21 protein-coding genes are annotated in these 20,531 nt (G+C 61.4%); 5 read left to right on the top strand and 16 right to left on the bottom strand.

Annotated features, from left to right (window positions below; all coding sequences use genetic code 11):
* Positions 1–32 precede the first annotated feature (32 nt).
* From BA011_RS33900 to BA011_RS33850, 11 genes are all read right to left on the bottom strand, one after another.
* Positions 33–1,073 (bottom strand): heme-dependent oxidative N-demethylase family protein, encoded by a 1,041-nt coding sequence (locus BA011_RS33900; protein ID WP_065284068.1) that lies wholly within the window; start codon positions 1,071–1,073, stop codon positions 33–35.
* Positions 1,074–1,105: 32 nt separating this feature from the next.
* On the bottom strand, positions 1,106–2,074 hold the full coding sequence (locus BA011_RS33895; RefSeq protein WP_065284067.1) for a PDR/VanB family oxidoreductase: 969 nt from the start codon (positions 2,072–2,074) through the stop codon (positions 1,106–1,108).
* On the bottom strand, positions 2,071–2,676 hold the full coding sequence (locus BA011_RS33890; protein ID WP_065284066.1) for a dimethylamine monooxygenase subunit DmmA family protein: 606 nt from the start codon (positions 2,674–2,676) through the stop codon (positions 2,071–2,073). The genes BA011_RS33895 and BA011_RS33890 overlap by 4 nt, the downstream gene beginning before the upstream one ends.
* A gap of 11 nt (positions 2,677–2,687) precedes the next feature.
* On the bottom strand, positions 2,688–3,821 hold the full coding sequence (locus tag BA011_RS33885; protein WP_065284065.1) for an aminomethyltransferase family protein: 1,134 nt from the start codon (positions 3,819–3,821) through the stop codon (positions 2,688–2,690).
* A gap of 150 nt (positions 3,822–3,971) precedes the next feature.
* Positions 3,972–4,856, bottom strand: coding sequence for a formyltetrahydrofolate deformylase (gene purU / locus BA011_RS33880; protein WP_065284064.1), 885 nt, complete (start codon positions 4,854–4,856; stop codon positions 3,972–3,974).
* Between the two features lie 96 nt (positions 4,857–4,952).
* Complete coding sequence (gene glnT, locus BA011_RS33875) at positions 4,953–6,260, bottom strand: type III glutamate--ammonia ligase (protein WP_065284063.1); 1,308 nt, start codon at positions 6,258–6,260, stop codon at positions 4,953–4,955.
* Positions 6,261–6,343: 83 nt separating this feature from the next.
* Entirely contained in the window at positions 6,344–7,672 is a 1,329-nt protein-coding gene (locus BA011_RS33870; protein WP_003548137.1) for an FMN-binding glutamate synthase family protein, read from the bottom strand.
* A gap of 15 nt (positions 7,673–7,687) precedes the next feature.
* Positions 7,688–8,374: a GXGXG domain-containing protein gene (locus BA011_RS33865; RefSeq protein ID WP_065284062.1), complete on the bottom strand. Its 687-nt coding sequence runs from the start codon at positions 8,372–8,374 to the stop codon at positions 7,688–7,690.
* 38 nt (positions 8,375–8,412) lie between these two features.
* Positions 8,413–9,321, bottom strand: a complete 909-nt coding sequence (locus BA011_RS33860; RefSeq protein ID WP_065284061.1) for a class II glutamine amidotransferase — start codon at positions 9,319–9,321, stop codon at positions 8,413–8,415.
* Positions 9,322–9,409: 88 nt separating this feature from the next.
* On the bottom strand, positions 9,410–10,090 hold the full coding sequence (locus BA011_RS33855) for a helix-turn-helix domain-containing protein (RefSeq protein ID WP_028741877.1): 681 nt from the start codon (positions 10,088–10,090) through the stop codon (positions 9,410–9,412).
* An 80-nt stretch (positions 10,091–10,170) separates the two neighbouring features.
* The gene (locus BA011_RS33850; protein ID WP_065284060.1) at positions 10,171–11,130 is read right to left on the bottom strand and encodes a GlxA family transcriptional regulator; all 960 of its coding nucleotides are present in this window, start codon (positions 11,128–11,130) and stop codon (positions 10,171–10,173) included.
* An 86-nt stretch (positions 11,131–11,216) separates the two neighbouring features.
* Between BA011_RS33850 and BA011_RS33845 the strand changes: the two genes are divergently transcribed.
* From BA011_RS33845 to BA011_RS33830, 4 genes are read left to right on the top strand one after another with little or no spacing between them, the layout of a single operon-like run.
* Positions 11,217–12,467 carry a sarcosine oxidase subunit beta family protein gene (locus tag BA011_RS33845; protein WP_065284059.1) on the top strand — a complete coding sequence of 417 codons (1,251 nt, stop codon included), beginning with the start codon at positions 11,217–11,219 and terminating at the stop codon, positions 12,465–12,467.
* 11 nt (positions 12,468–12,478) lie between these two features.
* On the top strand, positions 12,479–12,760 hold the full coding sequence (locus BA011_RS33840; protein ID WP_027690120.1) for a sarcosine oxidase subunit delta: 282 nt from the start codon (positions 12,479–12,481) through the stop codon (positions 12,758–12,760).
* Complete coding sequence (locus BA011_RS33835) at positions 12,757–15,714, top strand: sarcosine oxidase subunit alpha family protein (RefSeq protein ID WP_065284058.1); 2,958 nt, start codon at positions 12,757–12,759, stop codon at positions 15,712–15,714. The genes BA011_RS33840 and BA011_RS33835 overlap by 4 nt, the downstream gene beginning before the upstream one ends.
* Positions 15,707–16,261, top strand: coding sequence for a sarcosine oxidase subunit gamma (locus BA011_RS33830; protein WP_065284057.1), 555 nt, complete (start codon positions 15,707–15,709; stop codon positions 16,259–16,261). The genes BA011_RS33835 and BA011_RS33830 overlap by 8 nt, the downstream gene beginning before the upstream one ends.
* Before the next feature lie 108 nt (positions 16,262–16,369).
* Here BA011_RS33830 and BA011_RS33825 read toward each other — a convergent pair whose 3' ends face one another.
* The 5 genes from BA011_RS33825 to BA011_RS46180 form a co-directional block, all read right to left on the bottom strand.
* Positions 16,370–17,299: a calcium-binding protein gene (locus BA011_RS33825; RefSeq protein WP_237352800.1), complete on the bottom strand. Its 930-nt coding sequence runs from the start codon at positions 17,297–17,299 to the stop codon at positions 16,370–16,372.
* A 111-nt stretch (positions 17,300–17,410) separates the two neighbouring features.
* Positions 17,411–17,920 (bottom strand): hypothetical protein, encoded by a 510-nt coding sequence (locus BA011_RS45575; RefSeq protein ID WP_237352799.1) that lies wholly within the window; start codon positions 17,918–17,920, stop codon positions 17,411–17,413.
* On the bottom strand, positions 17,917–18,351 hold the full coding sequence (locus tag BA011_RS45570) for a hypothetical protein (RefSeq protein ID WP_237352798.1): 435 nt from the start codon (positions 18,349–18,351) through the stop codon (positions 17,917–17,919). The genes BA011_RS45575 and BA011_RS45570 overlap by 4 nt, the downstream gene beginning before the upstream one ends.
* A 185-nt stretch (positions 18,352–18,536) precedes the next feature.
* Positions 18,537–19,679 carry a CpaF family protein gene (locus BA011_RS33815; RefSeq protein ID WP_065284056.1) on the bottom strand — a complete coding sequence of 381 codons (1,143 nt, stop codon included), beginning with the start codon at positions 19,677–19,679 and terminating at the stop codon, positions 18,537–18,539.
* Positions 19,679–19,810, bottom strand: a complete 132-nt coding sequence (locus BA011_RS46180) for a hypothetical protein (protein ID WP_257785324.1) — start codon at positions 19,808–19,810, stop codon at positions 19,679–19,681. Before BA011_RS46180 ends, BA011_RS33815 begins: the two co-directional genes overlap by 1 nt.
* 508 nt (positions 19,811–20,318) lie before the next feature.
* Between BA011_RS46180 and BA011_RS33810 the strand changes: the two genes are divergently transcribed.
* Positions 20,319–20,522 (top strand): hypothetical protein, encoded by a 204-nt coding sequence (locus tag BA011_RS33810; protein ID WP_003548168.1) that lies wholly within the window; start codon positions 20,319–20,321, stop codon positions 20,520–20,522.
* Positions 20,523–20,531: the final 9 nt, after the last annotated feature.

The following is a 20,531-nucleotide window of genomic DNA, read 5'->3' as shown; positions in this document are numbered from 1 at the left end:
TTATATCGCTTTATCTCGCACATCGCTGCGCATCAGTCCGGATAGATGCCGGGGCTGGTCGGCGCCCCGTCGTCATATTTGGCAAGCCAGTCGATCGTCGTCTCGCGGAAGCGGGTGAGGCCCTTATAGTCGATGAGCTCGAGGGGCAGCGTCTTCAGCACGCGCGGAAAGCGGCGCGCCCATTTCGGCACGGTGACGAGTTCTTCCATGTTCATCAGGTAGCAGCGGATGACGAAGAGGATGGCGTTCGATCGCGGCAGGCGCCAGAGGCTCTGCAGCTCGACGCGCAGATGCACCTTCTCGCCAACATTCTCCGGCGTCACCGTCGTGCGGTCAGGACCCCATTTGTGATAATTCTCGGGGCTGGTGTCGAGCCGCGGATTGATCGTCATCGTCCAGTTGAAGCGCCGTGTCGGCTTGCCCTGCTGCAGGTTCAAGAGGAATTTCAGCGCCCGGTCGAAGACGCCGATCTGGTGGGCGAGCGGCACCGGCCCGTGCCATTCCATGAAGTTCATGCCGATATCGAAATCGAGTGACCAGTCGGCCTGAGTCGTCACCATGCCGGCATCCATCCAGAGATTGCTGTCGCGCTGGTCGACGATGCAGAAATCGCCCTGGGCCTGGCGGGTGATATATTCGAAGGGCTCATAGGGCAGCGTCGAAGCATCGCCGAAGGTGAAGCTGTCGTCGATGCCGAGCGGGCGGTTGATCCAGCGCCACTGGTCGCCGTTGCGGATCAGCGTGAAATGGTCGGGGTAACCCGCCGCCTGCTCTTCCATCAAAAGTTCGAGCGTGTCCCATTGGGCGCTCATCATGTGCGGCAGCGCCTGATAGCGCAGCGGATCTTCCTTCAGGACCAGCGCCCGGTCGTGCATCTCGGCGACGTAATGCTCGTCGACGTCAATCAGGCTTTCGTAGACGGTTCCCGTCCGGCCGTGCACATGCGGCTCCATATTGACCGAATACATGTATTCGTCGCGGTCGAAGGGAAACGGGAAACGCCGGATGTTTTCGGGGCTGTTCCGATAGCTGAAATCGTTCCGGAAGGTTTCCTGCTTGAAGACGATTGCCATGTCCCGGTCTCCTTGTTCCGCTTCCGATGCCGCTAGAGATCAAGATGCAGCGTGTTTCCCTCGAAGCGGGAAACGCAGATCATCACCTTGCGGCCGGATGCTTTTTCTTCACTCGTCAAATAGACGTCATGGTGCAGCAGCTTGCCGTCGCAGGTGACGACCCCGGTCTCACATTGACCACAGGCGCCGCCGCGACAGAGGAAGGGCGCGTCGACCCCCGCCGCCTCGATCGCCTCCAGCATGCTTTCGTGATGGCCGACCTTCACGGTCTTGCCGGACCGCAGGAGCTCGATCGCGAAGGGTTTGCCTGGTAGAGACGACAGGAACCGTTCCGAATGCAGGTTCTGCTCCGGCCAGCCGGCGTCGAGTCCCGCCTTCAGCACGCCGTCGATCATGCCGGACGGGCCGCAGACATAAAGATGCGTGCCGAGCGGCTGGGTGCCGAGCAGGCGCGTCAGGGGGATGGCGTCGCCGCCTTCGGCGTCGCAATAGATCTTGATGCGATGTCCGCCATAGCGCTCGACGAGTTGCTGCCAATAGGCACCGCGGTCGCGCGTGCGGATGGTATAATGCAGCTCGAAATTGGCGCCCTCGCGGGAAAACTGTTCCATCATCGCAATGAAGGGGGTAATGCCGATGCCGCCGGCGATCAGAAGATGCTTGCGCCCGCGCCAGTCCGGCTGGAACAGGTTGACGGGATAACTGACCTTCAGCTCGTCGCCTTCGCTGAGCTTCTCATGCATGAAGGTGGAGCCGCCGCGTGAATCCTCGACATGCAGCACGCTGATCTCATAGGCTGCGCAATCATGCGGCGGCGACATCAGCGAATAGGCGTTGCGGCGCATATGGCCGCCATCGTTCATCAAGACGATGACGTGGGCGCCGCCGGAGAAATAAGGCATCGGCTTGCCGTCAAGGCGCTCGAAACGGAAGCGCTTGACGCGCTCAGCGATCGGCGTGATCCGCGTCACGCGGACAGGAATTTCAGTACCACCGCTCAAAGGAACAACTCCTCGGGGTCAGGCGCGCTGCCCGGTTCTTCCGCATCGATATTGACGCCCTGGAAGGCGGCGAGCCGGCGCGAATAGTGGTCGCGCACCAGGAGCGGCAGCCCGCAATGGCTGCAGGCAAAGGGGCTGGTGGTGACGTCGTCGGTAATGCCCTTGCAATGGACACATTGCACCCGCCGGGCCAGCGAGCCGCGATGCTCGGTGATGACGGAGGCATGGTCCATGCCGTAATCGAGCGCCACCAGCATCGCCTGGCCGATGAAGCCTTCCGTGCCCGACAGATAAAGCCGCGTGCCCATATGGGCGGTGGCGAGCGAACCCTTCAATCGGACGAGCAGCGTTGCGATCGTTGGGGCCGTGAAGAACATGTCGGCGCCGAGGCGGCGCAGCGCCTCCTCCAGGCCGGTACCTTGCGAGCCGCGGGCGACATAGAGGATCTCGCTGCGAGAGAGCGCCGTTTCGTCAAGCGCCGGCTGCTGGTCGAGGAGAGCCTTGGCGCCCTCCCCTTCGAGCGCGAAAATGTGCCGCCGGGCGCGCGGCTGGATGGTCAGGCCCGAGTAGACTGGTCGGCTCTTGATGCCTGCAACGAGCATTGGCGTGCTCCTTAACCTACGGCGGTCCTCTTCTTCTTCTCCGGATCGTCGAAAGGAAGCGTGTGGGCGGTGGCGCCTGCCTTCACGGTCTTGCCGCGGACTTCGAGTTTCGTCCCATGCACCGCCTTGTCAACGTCGAGACGGGCGATCGCCATGGATTTCTTCGTCAGCGCCGAATAGCTCGGGCAAGTGATGACGCCGACCTTTTTGCCGTCGGCAAAGACCTCGTCGCCGAGATCGGCCGGTCCGTCGGCATCGATCAGCATGCCGAAGATCTTGAAGCGTTCCTTACCCTTGAGGCGCGCATGTTCCTCGGCGCCACGGAAGCCCGTCTTGCCAGGGCTGACGGTGAAGTCGAGGCCGAGTTCCCAGAGGCTGTCGCCGGGCGGCTGGTCGGCGAAGGGATACATCTGCGAATTGTCGTAGGGGTAGAAGAGCAGGTAGCTTTCGACCCGCAGCATGTCGAGAACGGAGAAGCAGCAGGGGATGATGCCCATCTCCTTGCCTTCATCGACGATCCGGTCCCAGACCATGACGGCGTCCTGTCCGCGCACGAAGATTTCGTAGCCACGTTCGCCGGTATAGCCGGTGCGCGAGATCATCACCGGTGCGCCGAACAGTGTCGTCTGCATGTGGTGGAAATATTTGAGGTCGCGGATCCCGGGCACATATTTGGCGAGGTAGTCGACCGCGATCGGACCCTGCAGCGACAGGTCATGCAGGTCGTCGTCGAAGAGCACCGCGCAATTGCGGCCTGCCGCCTGCTTGACGAGTTCCTCGTGGCCGGAGCCGGAACCATGCACGAGCATCCAGGAATTCGGGCCGGTGCGATAGACGATGCAATCGTCGGTGAAGTGGCCGCGCTCGTTCAGCATGGTCGCATAGACCGAGCGGCCGGGGTAGATCTTCGTCAGGTCGCGGGTGGTGATGTGGTCGAGGACGGCGATGGCGTGCGGGCCGACCAGGTGCACCTTCTTCAGGCCTGAGACATCCATGATGCCGGCCTTGGTGCGGACGGCGACATGCTCTTCCGACATGTCCTTGTCGTAGGTCCAGGCGGTGCCCATACCGCTCCAGTCCTCAAGCTTCGATCCCAGAGCGCGATGCCGATTCGCCAAGGCGGAGAAACGCCATGATAAAGCCATTGTCCGTTCCCTTTTGTTTCCTCTACGGAATATTTATTTCCTGACTATATTCGTCTTTCGCGCCGTGGCAAGCCCGCCCGGCATGCATTTCCGAAAACTTTGACGGCGTCTGTCCTGCGGCGCGATGGGTGCGATGACGCCAATCATCTCTCAGCCCATCCGCTCCGACGCGTAGCTGCCGGGGCTTGCCGGGAAGACCACGGTGCGATTGCCGTTGATGAAGGTGCGGTGATGGATATGGGCGTGGATGGCGCGCGCCAGCACCTGGCTTTCGACGTCGCGGCCGATCGAGACATAGTCGTCGGGGGACTGCGCATGGGTAATGCGCGCCGTATCCTGCTCGATGATCGGGCCTTCGTCGAGATCGGCGGTGACGTAATGCGCCGTCGCCCCGATCAGCTTCACGCCGCGGCCGTAGGCCTGCTTGTAAGGGTTGGCGCCCTTGAAGCTCGGCAGGAAGGAATGATGGATGTTGATGATCTTCCCGGACATCTTCTGGCACATCTCGTCCGACAGGATCTGCATGTAACGGGCGAGCACGATCAGCTCCGTGCCGGTCTGCTCGGCCACTTCCATGATATGGGCCTCGGCCTGCGCCTTGTTGGCCTTGGTGACCGGAATATGGTGAAACGGAATGTCATGGTTGACCACGACCTTCTGGTAGTCGAAATGGTTGGAGACGACGCCGACGATATCGATCGGCAACGCTCCGATCTTCCAGCGATAGAGCAGGTCGTTGAGACAATGGCCGAAGCGCGACACCATCAAGAGGACCTTCATGCGCTTCTCGTTGTCGTGAAAATCGTAATCCATCGCGAAGGGCGCGGCGACGGTCGCGAAACCGGCGTCGATATCGGCGCCCGAAAGCCCCTCTTCCGAAATGAAGCTGACGCGCATGAAGAACTTGCCGGTATCGAGATCGTCGAACTGCGAGCTGTCGATGATGTTGCAGCCCCTGTCCGCCAGATAGCTCGAAATCGCCGCGACGATGCCGCGCGTCGACTTGCAGGATACGGTGAGTACGAAGTTCTTCATGCTGTCACTTTCTTCGCTATCCCAAGCGCAAAGGCCAGATCACGCCGGAGCTTGTCCGCTCCGGCGCATCAGTGTGTCTGCAGAACGTCCGTCCGTTCAGATGTCGAGCGTGCTGTCGCGTTCCCACTGGGTGAAATGCGAGCAGTAGGCATTCCATTCCTGATGCTTGAGCTTGAGATAGGCGGCGGAAAACTCGGCCCCGATCGCCTGCTTCAAGCCCTCGTCGGCATCATAGGCGCGCAGCGCGTCGAGCAGATTGAGCGGCAGGCGCGGCGCGTCCTTTACCAGATACCCCTCGGCATACATGTCGATATCGTAGTGCCGGCCGGGATCGGCTTGGCTGCGGATGCCGTCGAGGCCGGCCGCGATGATGATCGCCTGCAGCAGGTACGGATTAACAGCACCATCAGGCAGGCGCAGCTCGAAGCGGCCCGGTCCCGGCACGCGCACCATGTGGGTGCGGTTGTTGCCCGTCCAGGTGACGGTGTTCGGCGCCCAGGTCGCGCCCGATGTGGTGCGCGGCGCGTTGATGCGCTTATAGGAATTGACCGTCGGATTGGTGATCGCGGCAAGCGCAGAGGCATGTTTCATGATGCCGCCGAGGAAGGTTTTACCCTGAGCGGAGAGCCCAAATGGCATTTCCTTGTCGGCGAAGGCGTTGACCTTGCCATCGATGTCCCAGACCGAGATATGGGCATGGCAGCCGTTTCCGGTCAGGCCTTTGAAGGGCTTCGGCATGAACGTCGCGCGAAGGCCGTGTTTTTCGGCGACCGACTTGACCATGAACTTGAAGAAGGAGTGCTTGTCTGCGGTCTGAAGCGCGTCGTCATATTCCCAGTTCATCTCGAACTGGCCGTTCGCGTCCTCGTGGTCGTTCTGATAGGGCTTCCAGCCGAGCTCGAGCATGTAGTCGCAGATCTCGGCGATGACATCATACCGACGCATCACGGCCTGCTGATCGTAGCAAGGCTTCTCGGCGGTATCGAACTGGTCCGAAATCACCGAGCCGTCCGCAGAAATCAGAAAGAACTCGGGCTCCACGCCGGTTTTCACCCTGAGCCCTTCTTTCGCAGCTTCAGCGACCAGTCTTTTCAGCACCACGCGCGGTGCCTGTTCGACAGGCTGATCGTTCATGACGCAGTCGGCAGCAACCCATGCGACGTCTTTCTTCCAGGGTAGCTGGATGACGGAGGAAGCATCGGGAAGCGCAAACAGGTCGGGATGGGCTGGCGTCAGATCGAGCCAGGTTGCGAAGCCCGCGAAGCCGGCGCCATCTTTCTGCATATCGGCGATGGCTTCTGCGGGGACCAGCTTGGCGCGTTGGCCGCCGAACAGGTCGGTATAGCTGATCATGAAATATTTGATGCCTTTGTCTTTGGCAAAAGCAGCAAGGTCCAGTGTCATTCTCGTTCCCCTTTGGATTTCTTCGAGACACTTCGCTTATGGATGCGAGACGGCCGGGACGTTTGCCCGGCCGGTAGTAGAAATCAGTAGCCTCCCTTGCCGGGATACCAGTTTGTGCCGGCGAGCGGGATCTGGGCCATGGCGGCCGCCTCCATCGTCAGGGCGCAAAGATCTTCCGGTTCCAGGTTGTGCAGGTGGTTTTTGCCGCAGGCGCGTGCGATGGTCTGGGCTTCCAGCGTCATAACCTTCAGATAGTTGGCGAGACGGCGGCCGGCGGCGATCGGATCAAGCCGCTTCATCAGTTCCGGGTCCTGCGTGGTGATGCCAGCCGGGTCCTTGCCTTCGTGCCAGTCGTCATAAGCGCCGGCCGTCGTGCCGAGCTTCTGGTATTCTTCTTCCCAGTGCGGATCGTTGTCGCCGATCGCAACGAGCGCTGCCGTGCCGATGGCAACGGCATCGGCACCCAGCGCCAGTGCCTTGGCCACGTCGGCGCCCGAACGGATGCCGCCCGAGATGATCAGTTGCACCTTGCGATGCATGCCGAGATCCTGCAGCGCCTGCACCGCGGGGCGGATGCAGGCGAGCGTCGGCATGCCGACATTCTCGATGAAGACATCCTGCGTCGCCGCGGTTCCGCCCTGCATGCCATCGAGCACCACCACGTCGGCCCCGGCCTTCACGGCAAGCGCTGTGTCGTAATAGGGACGTGCACCGCCGACCTTCACATAGATCGGCTTTTCCCAGTCGGTGATCTCGCGCAGTTCCAGGATCTTGATTTCGAGGTCGTCCGGGCCTGTCCAATCCGGATGGCGGCAGGCCGAGCGCTGATCGATGCCCTTCGGCAGGTTGCGCATGTTGGCGACGCGATCGGAGATTTTCTGGCCGAGCAGCATGCCGCCGCCGCCGGGCTTTGCGCCCTGACCGACAACCACTTCGATCGCGTCGGCGCGACGCAGGTCCTTGGGATTCATGCCGTATCGCGACGGCAGATACTGGTAGACCAGCGTCTGGGAATGGCCGCGCTCTTCATCGGTCATCCCGCCGTCGCCTGTCGTGGTGGAGGTTCCGGCAATCGTCGCGCCGCGTCCGAGCGCTTCCTTGGCATTGCCGGAGAGCGCGCCGAAGCTCATGCCGGCAATAGTGATCGGCGTCTTCAGGTGAATGGGCTTTTTGGCAAAACGCGCGCCGAGGACGACAGACGTGTCGCACTTCTCGCGGTAACCTTCGAGCGGATAGCGGGAGATCGATGCGCCGAGAAACAGCAGGTCATCGAAATGCGGCACCTTCCGTTTGGTGCCGGCGCCACGGATGTCGTAAATACCGGTCGCCGCAGCACGGCGGATTTCCGCCAGCGTGTAATCGTCGAAGGTCGCGGACTTGCGCGGCGGGGTATAGGGGTTGTGATAGCTCATGATGGTCCCTCGCCTTTAATACGCGTCGGCGTTGTCGATATTGAAATTGTAGAGCTTGCGGGCGGAGCCGTAACGCTTAAATTCCTCGGGCCTCACTTCTGTCACGCCCGCCTTTTCGAGAAGTTCGGCCAGCTTCATCAGATGCTCGGGACGCAGCTCCTTTTCGATGCAATCGGCACCCAGGCTCTTGACCGAACCGCGCACGAAGAGCTTCGCCTCGTAGAGCGAATCCCCAAGCGCATCGCCGGCATCGCCGAGCACCACGAGGTGACCGGACTGGCCCATGAAGGCGGACATGTGGCCTATATTGCCATGAACGACGATGTCGATGCCCTTCATCGAGATGCCGCAGCGCGACGCCGCATTGCCCTTGATGACAAGGAGGCCGCCGCGGCCGGTTGCGCCGGCATACTGGCTGGCATCGCCCTCGATGACGACTGTTCCAGACATCATGTTTTCCGCCACACCCGGACCTGCCGAACCGTGAACGGTGACGGTCCCGCCGTCGTTCATCCCGGCGCAATAATACCCGACGGACCCCTTCACGTCGACCGTGACCGGCGCATCGATGCCGACGGCAACCGAATGGCTGCCGCGCGGATTGACGACTTCGAAGGAAAGATCGTTCGAACCGTTCTGGATGTTGTGCAGGGCGCTGTTGAGTTCACGTAACGGCGTAGTGGCAAGATCAATGACAGGCATGTTTCGATAACCCTTGGAGAATACGCATGAGGCGCCGGTCAAGCGACCTTCTGGTGATCCCAGAAATAGACGGTTGCAGGCTCTGGCTCCCAGACCCGGGCATTCTCGATGCCGGGCAGATTGACGAGCGCCCGGTATTCCGAACCGAAGGCGACATACTGGTCCGTTTCGGCCATGACGGCGGGCTTGCAGGCAATCGCATCGCGCACGACGCCGAAGCCGGACTTCGTCCCGACGACGAAGGTGAAGAAGCCGTCGAGATCATCCACCGCGCCTTCCAGCGCCTGGCCGAGATTCTTGCCCTTGGCCATCTCTGCCGTCAGATAGGCGGCGGCGACCTCGGTGTCGTTTTCCGTTTCGAAGGTCATGCCTTCGCGCTTCAGCTCGCGGCGCAGATTGTTGTGGTTGGACAGCGAGCCATTATGCACCAGGCATTGGTCGGAGCCGGTGGAAAAAGGATGGGCGCCGAGCGTCGTGACGGCCGATTCCGTCGCCATGCGGGTATGGCCGATGCCGTGGGTGCCGGCCATTGAATTGACCGCGAAGCGGGAGACGACATCCTTCGGCAGGCCGGTCTCCTTGTAGATCTCGATGGCGTCGCCGCTGCTCATGATGCGGATGGTCGGACGCAGTTCCGAAACGGCTGCCTTGCCCGCGTCGAGCAAATCCTTCGCAAGCGTGATGACGGCATGCGTGCTCTTCACCTGGATGGCGACCGATGCGCCAACCGCCTGGCCGAGCTCGGCCTCGAGGCCGGCGAAATCCTTCTTCGGATTGGCCGACTGGACGGTGATCTTGGCATTGTTGCCGCTGGCGTCGCCATAGATCGCGATGCCGGCGCTGTCCGGCCCCCGATCCGTCATCGTCACCAGCATCGAGGACAGCAGTGCCCCGAGCTCCGGTTCGAGACTTTTATCCTTGAGGAAGAGCCCCACAATTCCGCACATGACCAGACCTCCGTTCGTGTTGAGAAAGGACTAGCAGGTCTGTTTTGGGTTTTCAACTCGGAAGAAAGATTTTTTCTTTTAAGGCAAGTCAGCTTTTCGAGCTCTGCTGTGGATAGCTGATGATCGAGAGGTATTTGCTCGGCAGTTTCACCAGCTGCTCCGGCCCATGCGGCGCATCGGCGTCGAAGAACAGGCTGTCGCCCGGCTGCATCTGGAAAAGCTGGTCGCCGTGACGGTAAACGACTTCGCCCTCGAGCATATAGAGAAATTCCATCCCTTCGTGCTGGAAGGTCGGGAAGATGTCGGAATCGGTCGTCAGGGTGATGAGGTAGGGCTCGACGATGACGCCGCTGGTATTGTTGTCGATATGACCGAGCACATTATATTGGTGGCCGGCGCGCGTGCCTCGCCGCTCAAGCTCGATGCCCTGGCCCGCCTTGACGAAGACGGCGTTGCGCGGTTCCTCGAAACGGCGGAAGAAGGCGGTCAGCGGCACGCCGAGCGCCCGCGATAGCGATTGCAGCGTCGTCAGCGACGGCGAGATGTTGCCGTTCTCGATCTTCGACAGCATGCCGAGCGAAATTCCGGTCGCCGCCGCTAGATCGGTGACCGTAATGCCGAGTTTCTTGCGGTAGGCGCGCACCTCATGGCCGATCGCCATTTCGAGGTTGTTTTCCTTCGGCTCGCGGACGGCGTGAGGGTCCTGGGAAAAGGGAGCGCGTCCGCCCGCCTGTTCCGGTTGCTCTGCCGCTTCACGCCTGGATTTCATGGATTTTCCCCTGCCGCCTTCTCTTTTGTCCAAAGGCAACCCTATCGTCATAGTGAAAATTCCTCAACCGTGAAGAAAACCTATTCCCGCCGCGCCGCGCGCGGGGCGATGCCGTAAACGGCACGGAACATGCGGGAAAAATGGCTCAGGCTGGAAAAGCCGGTGGCAACCGCGATTTCCGAGACGGAAAGCGGGCTCTGCTTCAGCAGCCGATGAGCATGCTGAAGCCTGATTCTGCGGTATTGATCAAGGTAGGTGGTGCCGAGATGCGCCGCAAAGAGCCGGTCGAGATGGCGGGTGGTGACGCCGGCGATGCGCGCCATGGCGGCACGCTCCAGCGGCATCTCGATTGTCTCCTCCATCCGTTCGAGAACGCCGAGCAGACCAGGATGATGGACGCCGTAACGCTGCGCCAGCGAGGCGCGCTGGGGTGCCGCGGGTTCGTTGACCTCGGTATGAAGATACCAGTCGCTGACCCGGCGGGCGAAATCCGGCCCCATGCGCTCGGCGATCAGCACATGCATCATGTCGAGCGGTGCGATGCCGCCGCCGCAGGTGATCCTGTTGCCGTCGATCATGAAGCGCGCCTGGCGCGGCGTGAGATCCGGAAAGGCTTCGAGAAGGGCTGCCGCATGCTCCCAGTGGATGGTGAAGTCGCGGCCACCGAGCAGTCCGGCGGCAGCCATAAGATAGGGGCCGCCCGAGATGCCGCCGATCCTCACACCTTCGCGCGACAGCTGCCGCAAGCAGGCAAGCACGCCGGGATAGCGCCAGTCGCGGGGCAGACCGCCGGCGCAGACGAAGGCCGTTCCGAGACCCGAGCCCCTGACGGGAAGAGGTTCGGCGGGGACGCTGACGCCAGAGGAGGAGAGTGCCGGTGCGCCATCCGGCGAGAAGACCTGCAGCCGGTAGATCTCGCGTCCGGCCAGAAGATTTGCCGCCCTGAGCGGTTCGGTCGCCGAGGCATAGGACATCAGCGCAAATCCCGGGATGAGGATAAAGCCGATCGTCTGCACATTTCTGGCATCAAGCGAGGACATGTCTCCTTCTTAGCGATTGATGTCCCTTCTGTGCAAGTCCGCCCTCCCCTTTCTGGCATCATGCAGCTGTTCTTTCCGGGTGACCCATGCGCTATTCCGCTCTTTCGATTTTCCTGAACGGCCTTCGCGGCAACAAAGGCTGGGCGCCAGCCTGGCGCGATCCGGCGCCGAAGCCGCACTACGACGTCATTATCGTTGGCGGCGGCGGCCATGGCCTTGCCACCGCCTATTATCTTGCCAAGGAATTCGGCGTCACCAATGTCGCCGTCCTCGAAAAGGGCTATCTCGGCTCCGGCAATATCGGCAGGAACACGACGATCATCCGTTCGAACTACCTGCTGCCTGGCAACAATCCCTTCTACGAGCTGTCGATGAAGCTCTGGGAAGGGCTGGAGCAGGACTTCAACTTCAACGCCATGGTCTCGCAGCGCGGCGTACTCAACCTCTTCCATTCCGACGCGCAGCGTGACGCCTATACGCGCCGGGGCAACGCCATGCGGCTGCACGGCGTCGACGCCGAGCTTCTCGACCGGCAGGCGGTACGCAAGAAATTGCCCTTCCTGGATTTCGACAATGCCCGTTTCCCCATTATGGGCGGACTGTTACAGCCGCGCGGCGGCACAGTGCGCCATGATGCGGTCGCCTGGGGTTATGCGCGCGGCGCCGATCAACGCGGCGTCGACATCATCACCCAGTGCGAGGTGACTGGCATACGCAGCGAAAACGGTCAGATTACCGGCGTCGAGACCAGCAAGGGTTTCATCGGCTGCGGCAAGCTGGCGCTGGCGGCCGCCGGCAATTCCACCGTCGTCGCCGATATGGCCGGCCTGCGGCTGCCGATTGAAAGCCATGTGCTGCAGGCCTTTGTTTCGGAGGGGCTGAAGCCGTTCATCGACACGGTCGTCACCTTCGGCGCCGGGCATTTCTACGCGTCCCAGTCGGACAAGGGCGGCCTCGTCTTCGGCGGCGATATCGATGGCTACAATTCCTATGCCCAGCGCGGCAATCTCGCTTCGGTCGAGCATGTCGCCGAAGCCGGGCTGGCGCTGATCCCGTCGCTGTCGCGCGTGCGTTATCTGCGCTCCTGGGGCGGCGTCATGGATATGAGCATGGACGGCTCGCCGATCATCGACCGCACCCATATGGACAATCTCTATCTCAACACCGGCTGGTGTTACGGCGGCTTCAAGGCCACGCCCGCCTCCGGCTTCTGCTACGCCCATCTGATCGCCCGCAAAACGCCGCATCAGACCGCCCGCGCCTTCCGGCTTGATCGTTTCGCGCGCGGCTATCCGATCGACGAAAAGGGCGTCGGCGCCCAGGCCAACCTGCACTGAGGACATTTAAGATGGCGAGCCTGATTTCCTGTCCCCATTGCGGCGCCCGACCCAAGGAGGAATTTTCGATCCGCGGTGATGCCGGCCTTGCTCGGCCGGCGCCGGATGCCGGTGCGGAGGCTTGGTTCGATTATGTCTATCTTCGTGACAATCCGAGGGGCCGGCACAGTGAATACTGGCACCACTCCTCGGGATGCCGGCGCTGGCTGATCGTTGAACGCGATACCGTCACCCATGCGGTCCACGGCGTTAGGGATGCCGCCCTCTCCAAGCTTGGCGGAGAACCGGCATGACGAGCTTCCGTCTTTCCTCCGGCGGCCGCATCGACCGCGCCACGACACTCGGCTTCACCTTCGATGGCAGGCCTCTTGAGGGCCATACGGGCGACACACTCGCCTCGGCGCTGCTTGCCAACGGCATCCAGCTCGTCGGCCGCAGCTTCAAATATCATCGCCCGCGCGGCATCCTGACGGCGGGGGCTGCCGAACCGAACGCGCTGGTGACGACAGGCAGCGGCGGGCGCACCGAACCGAATACGCGCGCAACGATGATCGAGCTTTACCAGGGGCTGACGGCAAAGAGCCAGAACCGCTGGCCCTCGCTCGGCTTCGATGTCGGCGCGGTCAACGGGCTGCTGTCGCCCTTCCTCAGCGCCGGTTTCTACTACAAGACCTTCATGTGGCCGGCGGCCCTCTGGGAAAAGCTCTACGAGCCGGTGATCCGCAAGGCGGCGGGCCTCGGCAGGGCCTCCTACGAGGCCGATCCCGACACTTACGAGAAATGCTGGGCGCACTGCGATCTGCTGGTGATCGGCGCCGGCCCCACCGGTCTTGCCGCAGCGCTCACCGCCGGCCGCGCCGGTGCGCGCGTCATCCTCGCCGACGAGGGATCCGAACTCGGCGGCAGCCTGCTTTCCGACAGCGGCACCGTCGACGGCCAGCCGGCGGACGCGGTTCTGGGTGAGCTGCTTGCCGAACTGGTGAGCCTGGAGAATGTGCGCCGCCTGCCGCGCATGACGGTGTTTGGCTGGTACGACGACAATGTCTTCGGCGCGGTCGAACGGGTGCAGAAGCACGTGGCGATACCCGACCCGGAACGCCCCGTCGAACGGTTGTGGCGCATCGTCGCCCGCCAGGCGATCCTTGCGACCGGCGCCGAGGAGCGTCCGCTCGTCTTCGGCGGCAACGATATTCCCGGTGTGATGATGGCAGGCGCGATGCGCAGTTATCTCAATCGGCAGGCGGTCGCACCCGGCAGAAGCACTGTCATCTTCACCACCAGCGACGCCGGATATCGCACCGCCGCCGATCTGGAGGCCGCCGGCCTCGCGGTCGCGGCGATCGTCGACAGCCGCGGGGATGGAGGTGGGAGTTGGCAGGGCCGCGCCGAAGTGCTGGAGGGCGCCAGGGTCATCGATGCGTTTGGCGGCAAGAGCCTGCGCGGCGTCAACGTCAAGACCGCAGACGGCACCCGCCGGATCGAAGCGGATGCGCTTGCCATGTCAGGGGGCTGGAGCCCGATCATTCATCTTGCCTGTCATCGCGGCGCGAAGCCGCAATGGTCGCACGAGGCCTCGGCGTTTCTGGCGCCCGCCCAGCAGGAAGGTCTTGCCGTTGCCGGTTCGGCCGCCAGCCTTGCGAACACGGCGACCTGCCTTGGGGATGGCGCCGTAAAGGCAGCTGCCGCATTGAAGATGATCGGCTTCGCAACGGTGGAGCCGGCCTTTGGCGCGGCTTCCGAGACGGCCGCACAGGCAAAGCCGCTCTGGTCGGTGAAGGGTTCGAAGGGCAAGGCTTTCGTCGATTATCAGAACGACGTGCATCTCAAGGATTTGGGTCTCGCTGTCCGCGAAGGCTACGGCCATGTCGAACTCGCCAAGCGTTACACGACATCAGGCATGGCGACCGATCAGGGCAAGCTTTCTAACATCAACGCCATCGGAATTCTTGCCGAGGCGCGTGGCGTGTCACCTGCCGAAGTGGGAACGACAACGTTCCGGCCCTTCTATACGCCGGTTTCCTTCGGCGCCTTGACAGGAGCATCGCGCGGCAAACATTTCCAGCCGGCGCGCAAATCGCCGCTGCATGGCTGGGCCGAGAAGAACGGCGCGGTCTTCGTCGAAACCGGCCTCTGGTATCGTTCCTCCTGGTTTCCGCGCGCCGGAGAGGCGACATGGCGCGAAAGCGTCGACCGCGAGGTGCTGAACATCCGTAGGAACGCCGGCCTCTGCGACGTCTCGACTCTCGGCAAGATCGAAATCTTTGGCAAGGATGCCGCGACCTTCCTCGATCGCATCTATTGTAACGGCTTCGCCAAGCTCGCCGTCGGCAAGGCGCGTTACGGCATCATGCTGCGTGAGGACGGCTTCATCTATGATGACGGCACCACCAGCCGGTTCAGTGACGAGCATTTCTTCATGACGACGACGACGGCGCTTGCCGCCGGCGTGCTGACTCATCTCGAATTCTGCGCCCAGACGATCTGGCCGGAACTCGACGTCTGCTTCGCCTCCTCAACCGATCAATGGGCGCAGATGGCCGTTGCCGGGCCGAAGTCGCGCGCCATTCTTCGGGAGATCGTCGACGAGGACTTGTCGGATGCGGCCTTCCCCTTCATGAGTGCCCGCAAGGTCTCCCTCTTCGGCGGCCGCCTCGAGGGCCGGCTCTTCCGGATTTCCTTCTCCGGTGAACTCGCCTACGAGCTGGCAGTACCCGCCGGCTACGGGGAAGGTGTTGCCGATGCGATCATGGCGGCGGGCGAGAAACATGGCATCTGCGCCTATGGCGCCGAAGCGCTCGGCGTCATGCGCATCGAAAAGGGCCATGTCACCCATGCCGAGATCAACGGCACGGTGACGCCTGGTGACCTCGGTTTCGGCCGCATGGTTTCATCAACCAAGCCGGATTTCATCGGCAAGGCAATGCTTGCCCGTGAAGGGTTGCAGGATCCCGAGCGGCCGCGCCTTGTCGGCGTCAAGCCGCTCAATCCGGCGACGGGCTTCCGCACCGGCTCGCATATTCTTGCCGACGGCGTTGCGGCGACGCTCGAAAACGACCAGGGCTACGTGACATCAAGCGCCTTTTCGCCGGGGCTCGGCCATACGATCGGCCTGGCGCTCGTCAGGCGTGGGCCGGAGCGCATCGGTGAAAAGGTGACGGTCTGGAACGGCCTGCGCAACGAATTCGCCGATGCGGTGCTCTGCCATCCCGTCTTCATCGATCCCGAAAACGAGAAGCTCCATGCGTGATCTTCCGCAACACAGACCGGTTCTGGCCGGCATGGCATATAACGGCATCTCAGGGGCGGGCGTCCGGCTGGAAGCCTTGCCGGAGGGCCATCTCCTGCATGTGCTCGGCGCAATCGAGCCCACCGCGCTCGCCACGGAATTGGTGAAAGCAGGCTTTGCGAAAAGTTCGATCCGCCAGGCAGGCTTCCGGCAATGGTTCGTCGCCGGCGACGAACCGCTCGTGCCCGCCAGCCTCGATGCTCTCGCGGCAGCGCTTGCGGGAAAGGCCTTCGTCATGGACCAGGGCCACGGGCGCGTGCGGATCGGCGTTTCCGGCCGTTCTTCGCGGGCACTTCTGTCACGAGGCACAGCCGTCGATCTCGATCCTTCCGTCTTTCCGGAAGGCCATTCGGCCATGACGATGGTCGGTCATCTCTCCGTGCAGATCGTCCGCACCGGCGATGACAGCTTCGAGCTTACGGTCCTGCGCAGTTTTGCCGAAAGCCTCTGGGACGATCTCACCCATATGGCGGCGCGCGCCGAAAAAGATAGCGCATCGTCATCATAACAGAGCCTGGGTTCCAGCACGTGTCGCTGGAACCGGAAAAGCCATGCCGGCTTCAATGTTGCATCTCACGGTCTGCAACGCCTCGCCTTGTCGGCGAAGGGGCTTTGGTCAGACTTGTCCGTATGATGACACGAAGCTGGGCACTGCTTCGGGAGGCTTGACCTCTAACGTACTGCCATCGGCAAAGGAGAGTGTCAGCGCACTGCCGAATAGAAAGTCGACAGAGAGCCCATCGTTCTCGTTTCCGCCGAAGGAAATCGTGGCTTTGTTATCCGTTATAGTGACTTTCGTATTCTCGGCGGTGAAGCCTTCGCCCAACTCGACCGTGGAGGCGCTTCGGGCCAATGTAAGGGAATCCTGTCCGTCGCCGATCGCGAATTTGACAGTCGATCCGGAGCTTCCGTAGCTCTCAGCCTGGATGCCGCTAATGACAATTTTATCATTTCCGGTACCGCCGCTGACAATGTTCCCTATCCCAACCTGGATAGTATCGTTGCCAGCACCTGCATCAATCGTATTGTTGCGCCAGGCAATGATGGCATCGTCTCCTGCATCACCCGTCATTGTGCTTTCCAATCCGGCAAAAAGCGTATCATTTCCCTCGCCGCCGTCGATCGTGCTGTGAGAGGTAACCGATATCGAATCGTTTCCAGCGCCGCCGCTGATGTGCATTTCGAAGCTGCCGCGAATGATGTCGTGGCCAGCTCCGCCGTTCACCCAACTGCCTGGCCCCGCACGGATAATGTCGTCCTTGTCAGTGCCGATGATGTCAGAAGACGCGTCGCCGATGATGAACTGTCCGCCGCTTTCAAGCAGGATTCGGGTGATCTGTCCCTCCGCCTGCTTCAGCGGATCAAGATTGACGCCGGAAATGGATGACAGAATCTGGCTGGCGGCGGACTGTTTTGTCGCCGCCGCGGCCGACTGGGCGGAACCCTTGAGAAGGGTCAACGCCGTCGAATTGCCCAAAGCTGCGGAAGATGAAACGGAAACCATGATGTCCTCTCTGTTGAGCGCCCCCTTGCAGATCGTCATCATGACGAGAGCCTGAGTTCCAGCATGTGTCGCTGGAACCCGAAAAGCCATGCCGGCTTCAATGTTGCATCGCTGCTATCTGCAACGCCCCGCCTTCTCGGTGAGGGCCTTTGGTCAGGCCTGCCCGTATGAGGACACCAAGGTGGGTGCGGGGACGATGCCGGGCTTCACCTCCAAGGTACTGCCGTCGGCAAAGGAGAGCGTCAGTGCGCTGTCGAACAAGAAATCGACCGAGATTCCATCGGTCTCGTTTCCATCGAAGGAGATCGTTGCCTTGTTATCGCTGAACGTTACCTTCGTGTTTGCGGCAGTGAAGCCTTCACCCAGTTCAAGCGTGGACGAAGATCTCACAAGAGTAACGGAGTCTCGTCCATCTCCAACTGCAAACTTAACGGTGGAACCGGTGCTTCCATGAAGTGCTGACTGAATGTCGGTAATAACGATCCTATCGTTTCCGGTGCCGCCGGTGATCGTGTTTCCAACTCCAGCATAAATCGTATCATCGCCGGCCCCGGCGTCGATCAAGTTATCATGCCCCATAGTGAGCACATCATTGCCGGAGCCGGCATTGACTGCATTCTTGTGCGAGGCAGAGATCGTATCAGCGCCTGCGCCGCCATTCATCGTATTTTCGAATCCGGCAGAGATCGTATCGTTGCCGTCACCACCGTCGACAGTGCTGCCAGAGCTAACCGAAATCGTATCGTTCCTGCGCCGCCGCTAATATCCATCTTGAAGCTGCCGCTGATGATGTCGTCACCGGCGCCGCCGTTCACCCCGCTGCCCGGCCCCGCACGGATAATGTCATCCTTATCGGTGCCGGTGATGTCCGAAAACGCGCCGCCGATGATGAACTGCCCACCGCTTTCGAGCAGAATTCGGGTGATCTGACCCTCGGCCTGCTTCAGCGGATCGAGATTGACGCCGGAAATGGATGACAGAATCCGGCTGGCGGCCGACTGTTTTGTCGCCGCAGCGGACGACTGGGAAGAGCCCTTGAGAAGGGTCAGCGCCGTCGAATTGCCGGAAGCTGCGGGCGATGAAATGGAAACCATGATGTCTTCTCTGTTAAGCGCCCTCTCATGAGGCGGCATTTGCAGATCGTCATCATGACGAACGTGAATCATTTGATATCGCTAGAGTGCAACGGGAACATTAATAGAGTATTGCATATGTGCAATCATTGCGCGAATAAATGCCGCCGCCAAGCGCTTGTTGGAGGCGACGTCCGCCAAAGGTTTCAGGCCGTTACCTGCGCGGCGGCACCGACCCATTCGGGGCGCTCGGCGCCTTGCAGCTCTTCCAGCGCATCGGCGGCAAAGCTCGGCACGACGCCGGTCCACAGCAGTGCGCCATCGGGATTGGAATGACCGTCACCCTCGAGCTTGTAGATGCTTTCGACGATATACTGGCCGTCATTGTTCAGGCCCTTGATCTCGGAGATCTCGATTACCCGGCGCCGGCCGTTGCGCTTGAAGCGGGCGATCTGCACGACGACGTCGACCGCCGAGGCGATCTGGGCGCGCAGCGGCCGAAGCGGCATGTCGATATCAGACATCAGCGCCAGCGTCTCCAGCCGGTGCAAGGAGTCATAAGGCGTGTTCGCATGCACCGTCGAAAGGCTGCCGCTGTGGCCTGAGGTCATCGCCTGGATCATATCGAGCGCCTCGCCGCCGCGGCACTCGCCGACGATGACCCGGTCCGGCCGCATGCGCAGCGACGAGCGGAAGAGGTCGCGGATGCTGGCGCCGCCGCGCCCGAAACGGTCGGGCTTCGTCACTTCGAGATAGACCACATGTTCCTTGCGGATCTGCAGTTCGGAGGTGTCCTCGATGACGATGATGCGCTCGTGGTCGGCGAAGGCTTCCGACAGTGCATTCAGCATCGTCGTCTTGCCGGTGCCTGTGCCGCCGGAGATGATGACGTTCTTCTGCAGCCCGACGGCCGCCTGCAGCAGCGTCAGCGACTGGTCGGTCAGGCTGCCCTGGGTGACGAGATCGCGGATGCTGCGATGTTCCTTCAAAAAGCGGCGAATGGAGATGCAGAGCCCGGTGCGGGAGGCGGGCGGCTGGATCATCTGCACGCGCGAACCATCCGGCAGACGCGCCTCGATGCTTGGCTCCTCCGGCGTCAGCCGCTTGCCGGAGAACTGCGCGATGCTGCGCGCGGCCGATTCCAGATCTTCGCGGCTGGCGAAGCGCGTATCGGCCCGTTCGAGCTTGCCTCGCCTTTCGACGAAGATGTCGGATGTGCCGTTGATCAGGATTTCGGACACGCTCGGATCATCGAGGAGAAAGCGGATCGGCCCGAGCAGCTTGTCCAGCGCACGGGTCAGGACCTGAAAGGTCGCCTGTTCGGCAGCGTCGTCGGAAACGGCTTTCATCAGAGCGGCATCCCGACCAGGACCGTGCTCATGCCGAACAGCGTCGCCATCATCTGAACCGCGCTCGGAAAGAACATCATCAATGGAATGAGGACCAATGCAAGTATTAAGATGCTGCTCATCGTTTCCATCGTTTTCTCTCCGGATCGACTGGTTGGCAATACCCACCATTTGAGGAAAGCTTAATCCAGATCGCCAAACAACGCCATGGCCGGGCCCCGCTGAGGCAGCCATTATGGCCGCCGCACGCCGTTTCTCCTATCGCTTTGAAAGAATTGACCAATTATGGAGCAGTAGACGAAGCTTCAAAAGGCCGTCCAAAACTTCGTCTCTTCAGGTAAAACTGCAGCCTGTTCAATCGGTTAGTTGAAAAAACCCGTCGTCAACTGCGATTTTGCCGGCGATGCCTCCAAGACAATTGGAACCCTTCGTTTCGTTTGCTTGACGGAGGGCTGGCCTTGGGCGCACTCTTGGGTCTTAATGGTGTTGCTCAACAAACGTTGGCCGCCGGGGAAGATAAGCTGAAGCAGAAAATATCATTGGATCGAGCAACATGCTCGTTCGGATCGATGGCGTATGCTTGCTTCACCTTCACCAGGGCTTCTAACCGAAACAAACCTGAGAATGAGGAGTAATCACATGTTTGGCAAACTCAAGACTCTCGCAATTGCACTTCACAAGGACGAACGCGGCGACATGGCCCAGATCGTCCTGGCAGTCGCCCTGATCGTCATTCCGCTGATGCTGATCCTGCTCGCATTCGGCAAACAGATCGGCGAATGGTTCAACGAAAAGAACACGGCGCTCTCGGATGCCGAGAGAATTCCTGAGCCGGGTCAATAAGCGGGTCGG

The organism is Rhizobium leguminosarum (assembly GCF_001679785.1).
Classification (GTDB): domain Bacteria; phylum Pseudomonadota; class Alphaproteobacteria; order Rhizobiales; family Rhizobiaceae; genus Rhizobium; species Rhizobium leguminosarum_R.
Note: the sequence above shows the minus strand (reverse complement) of the source record. Positions and strands in the feature narration are given on the sequence as shown.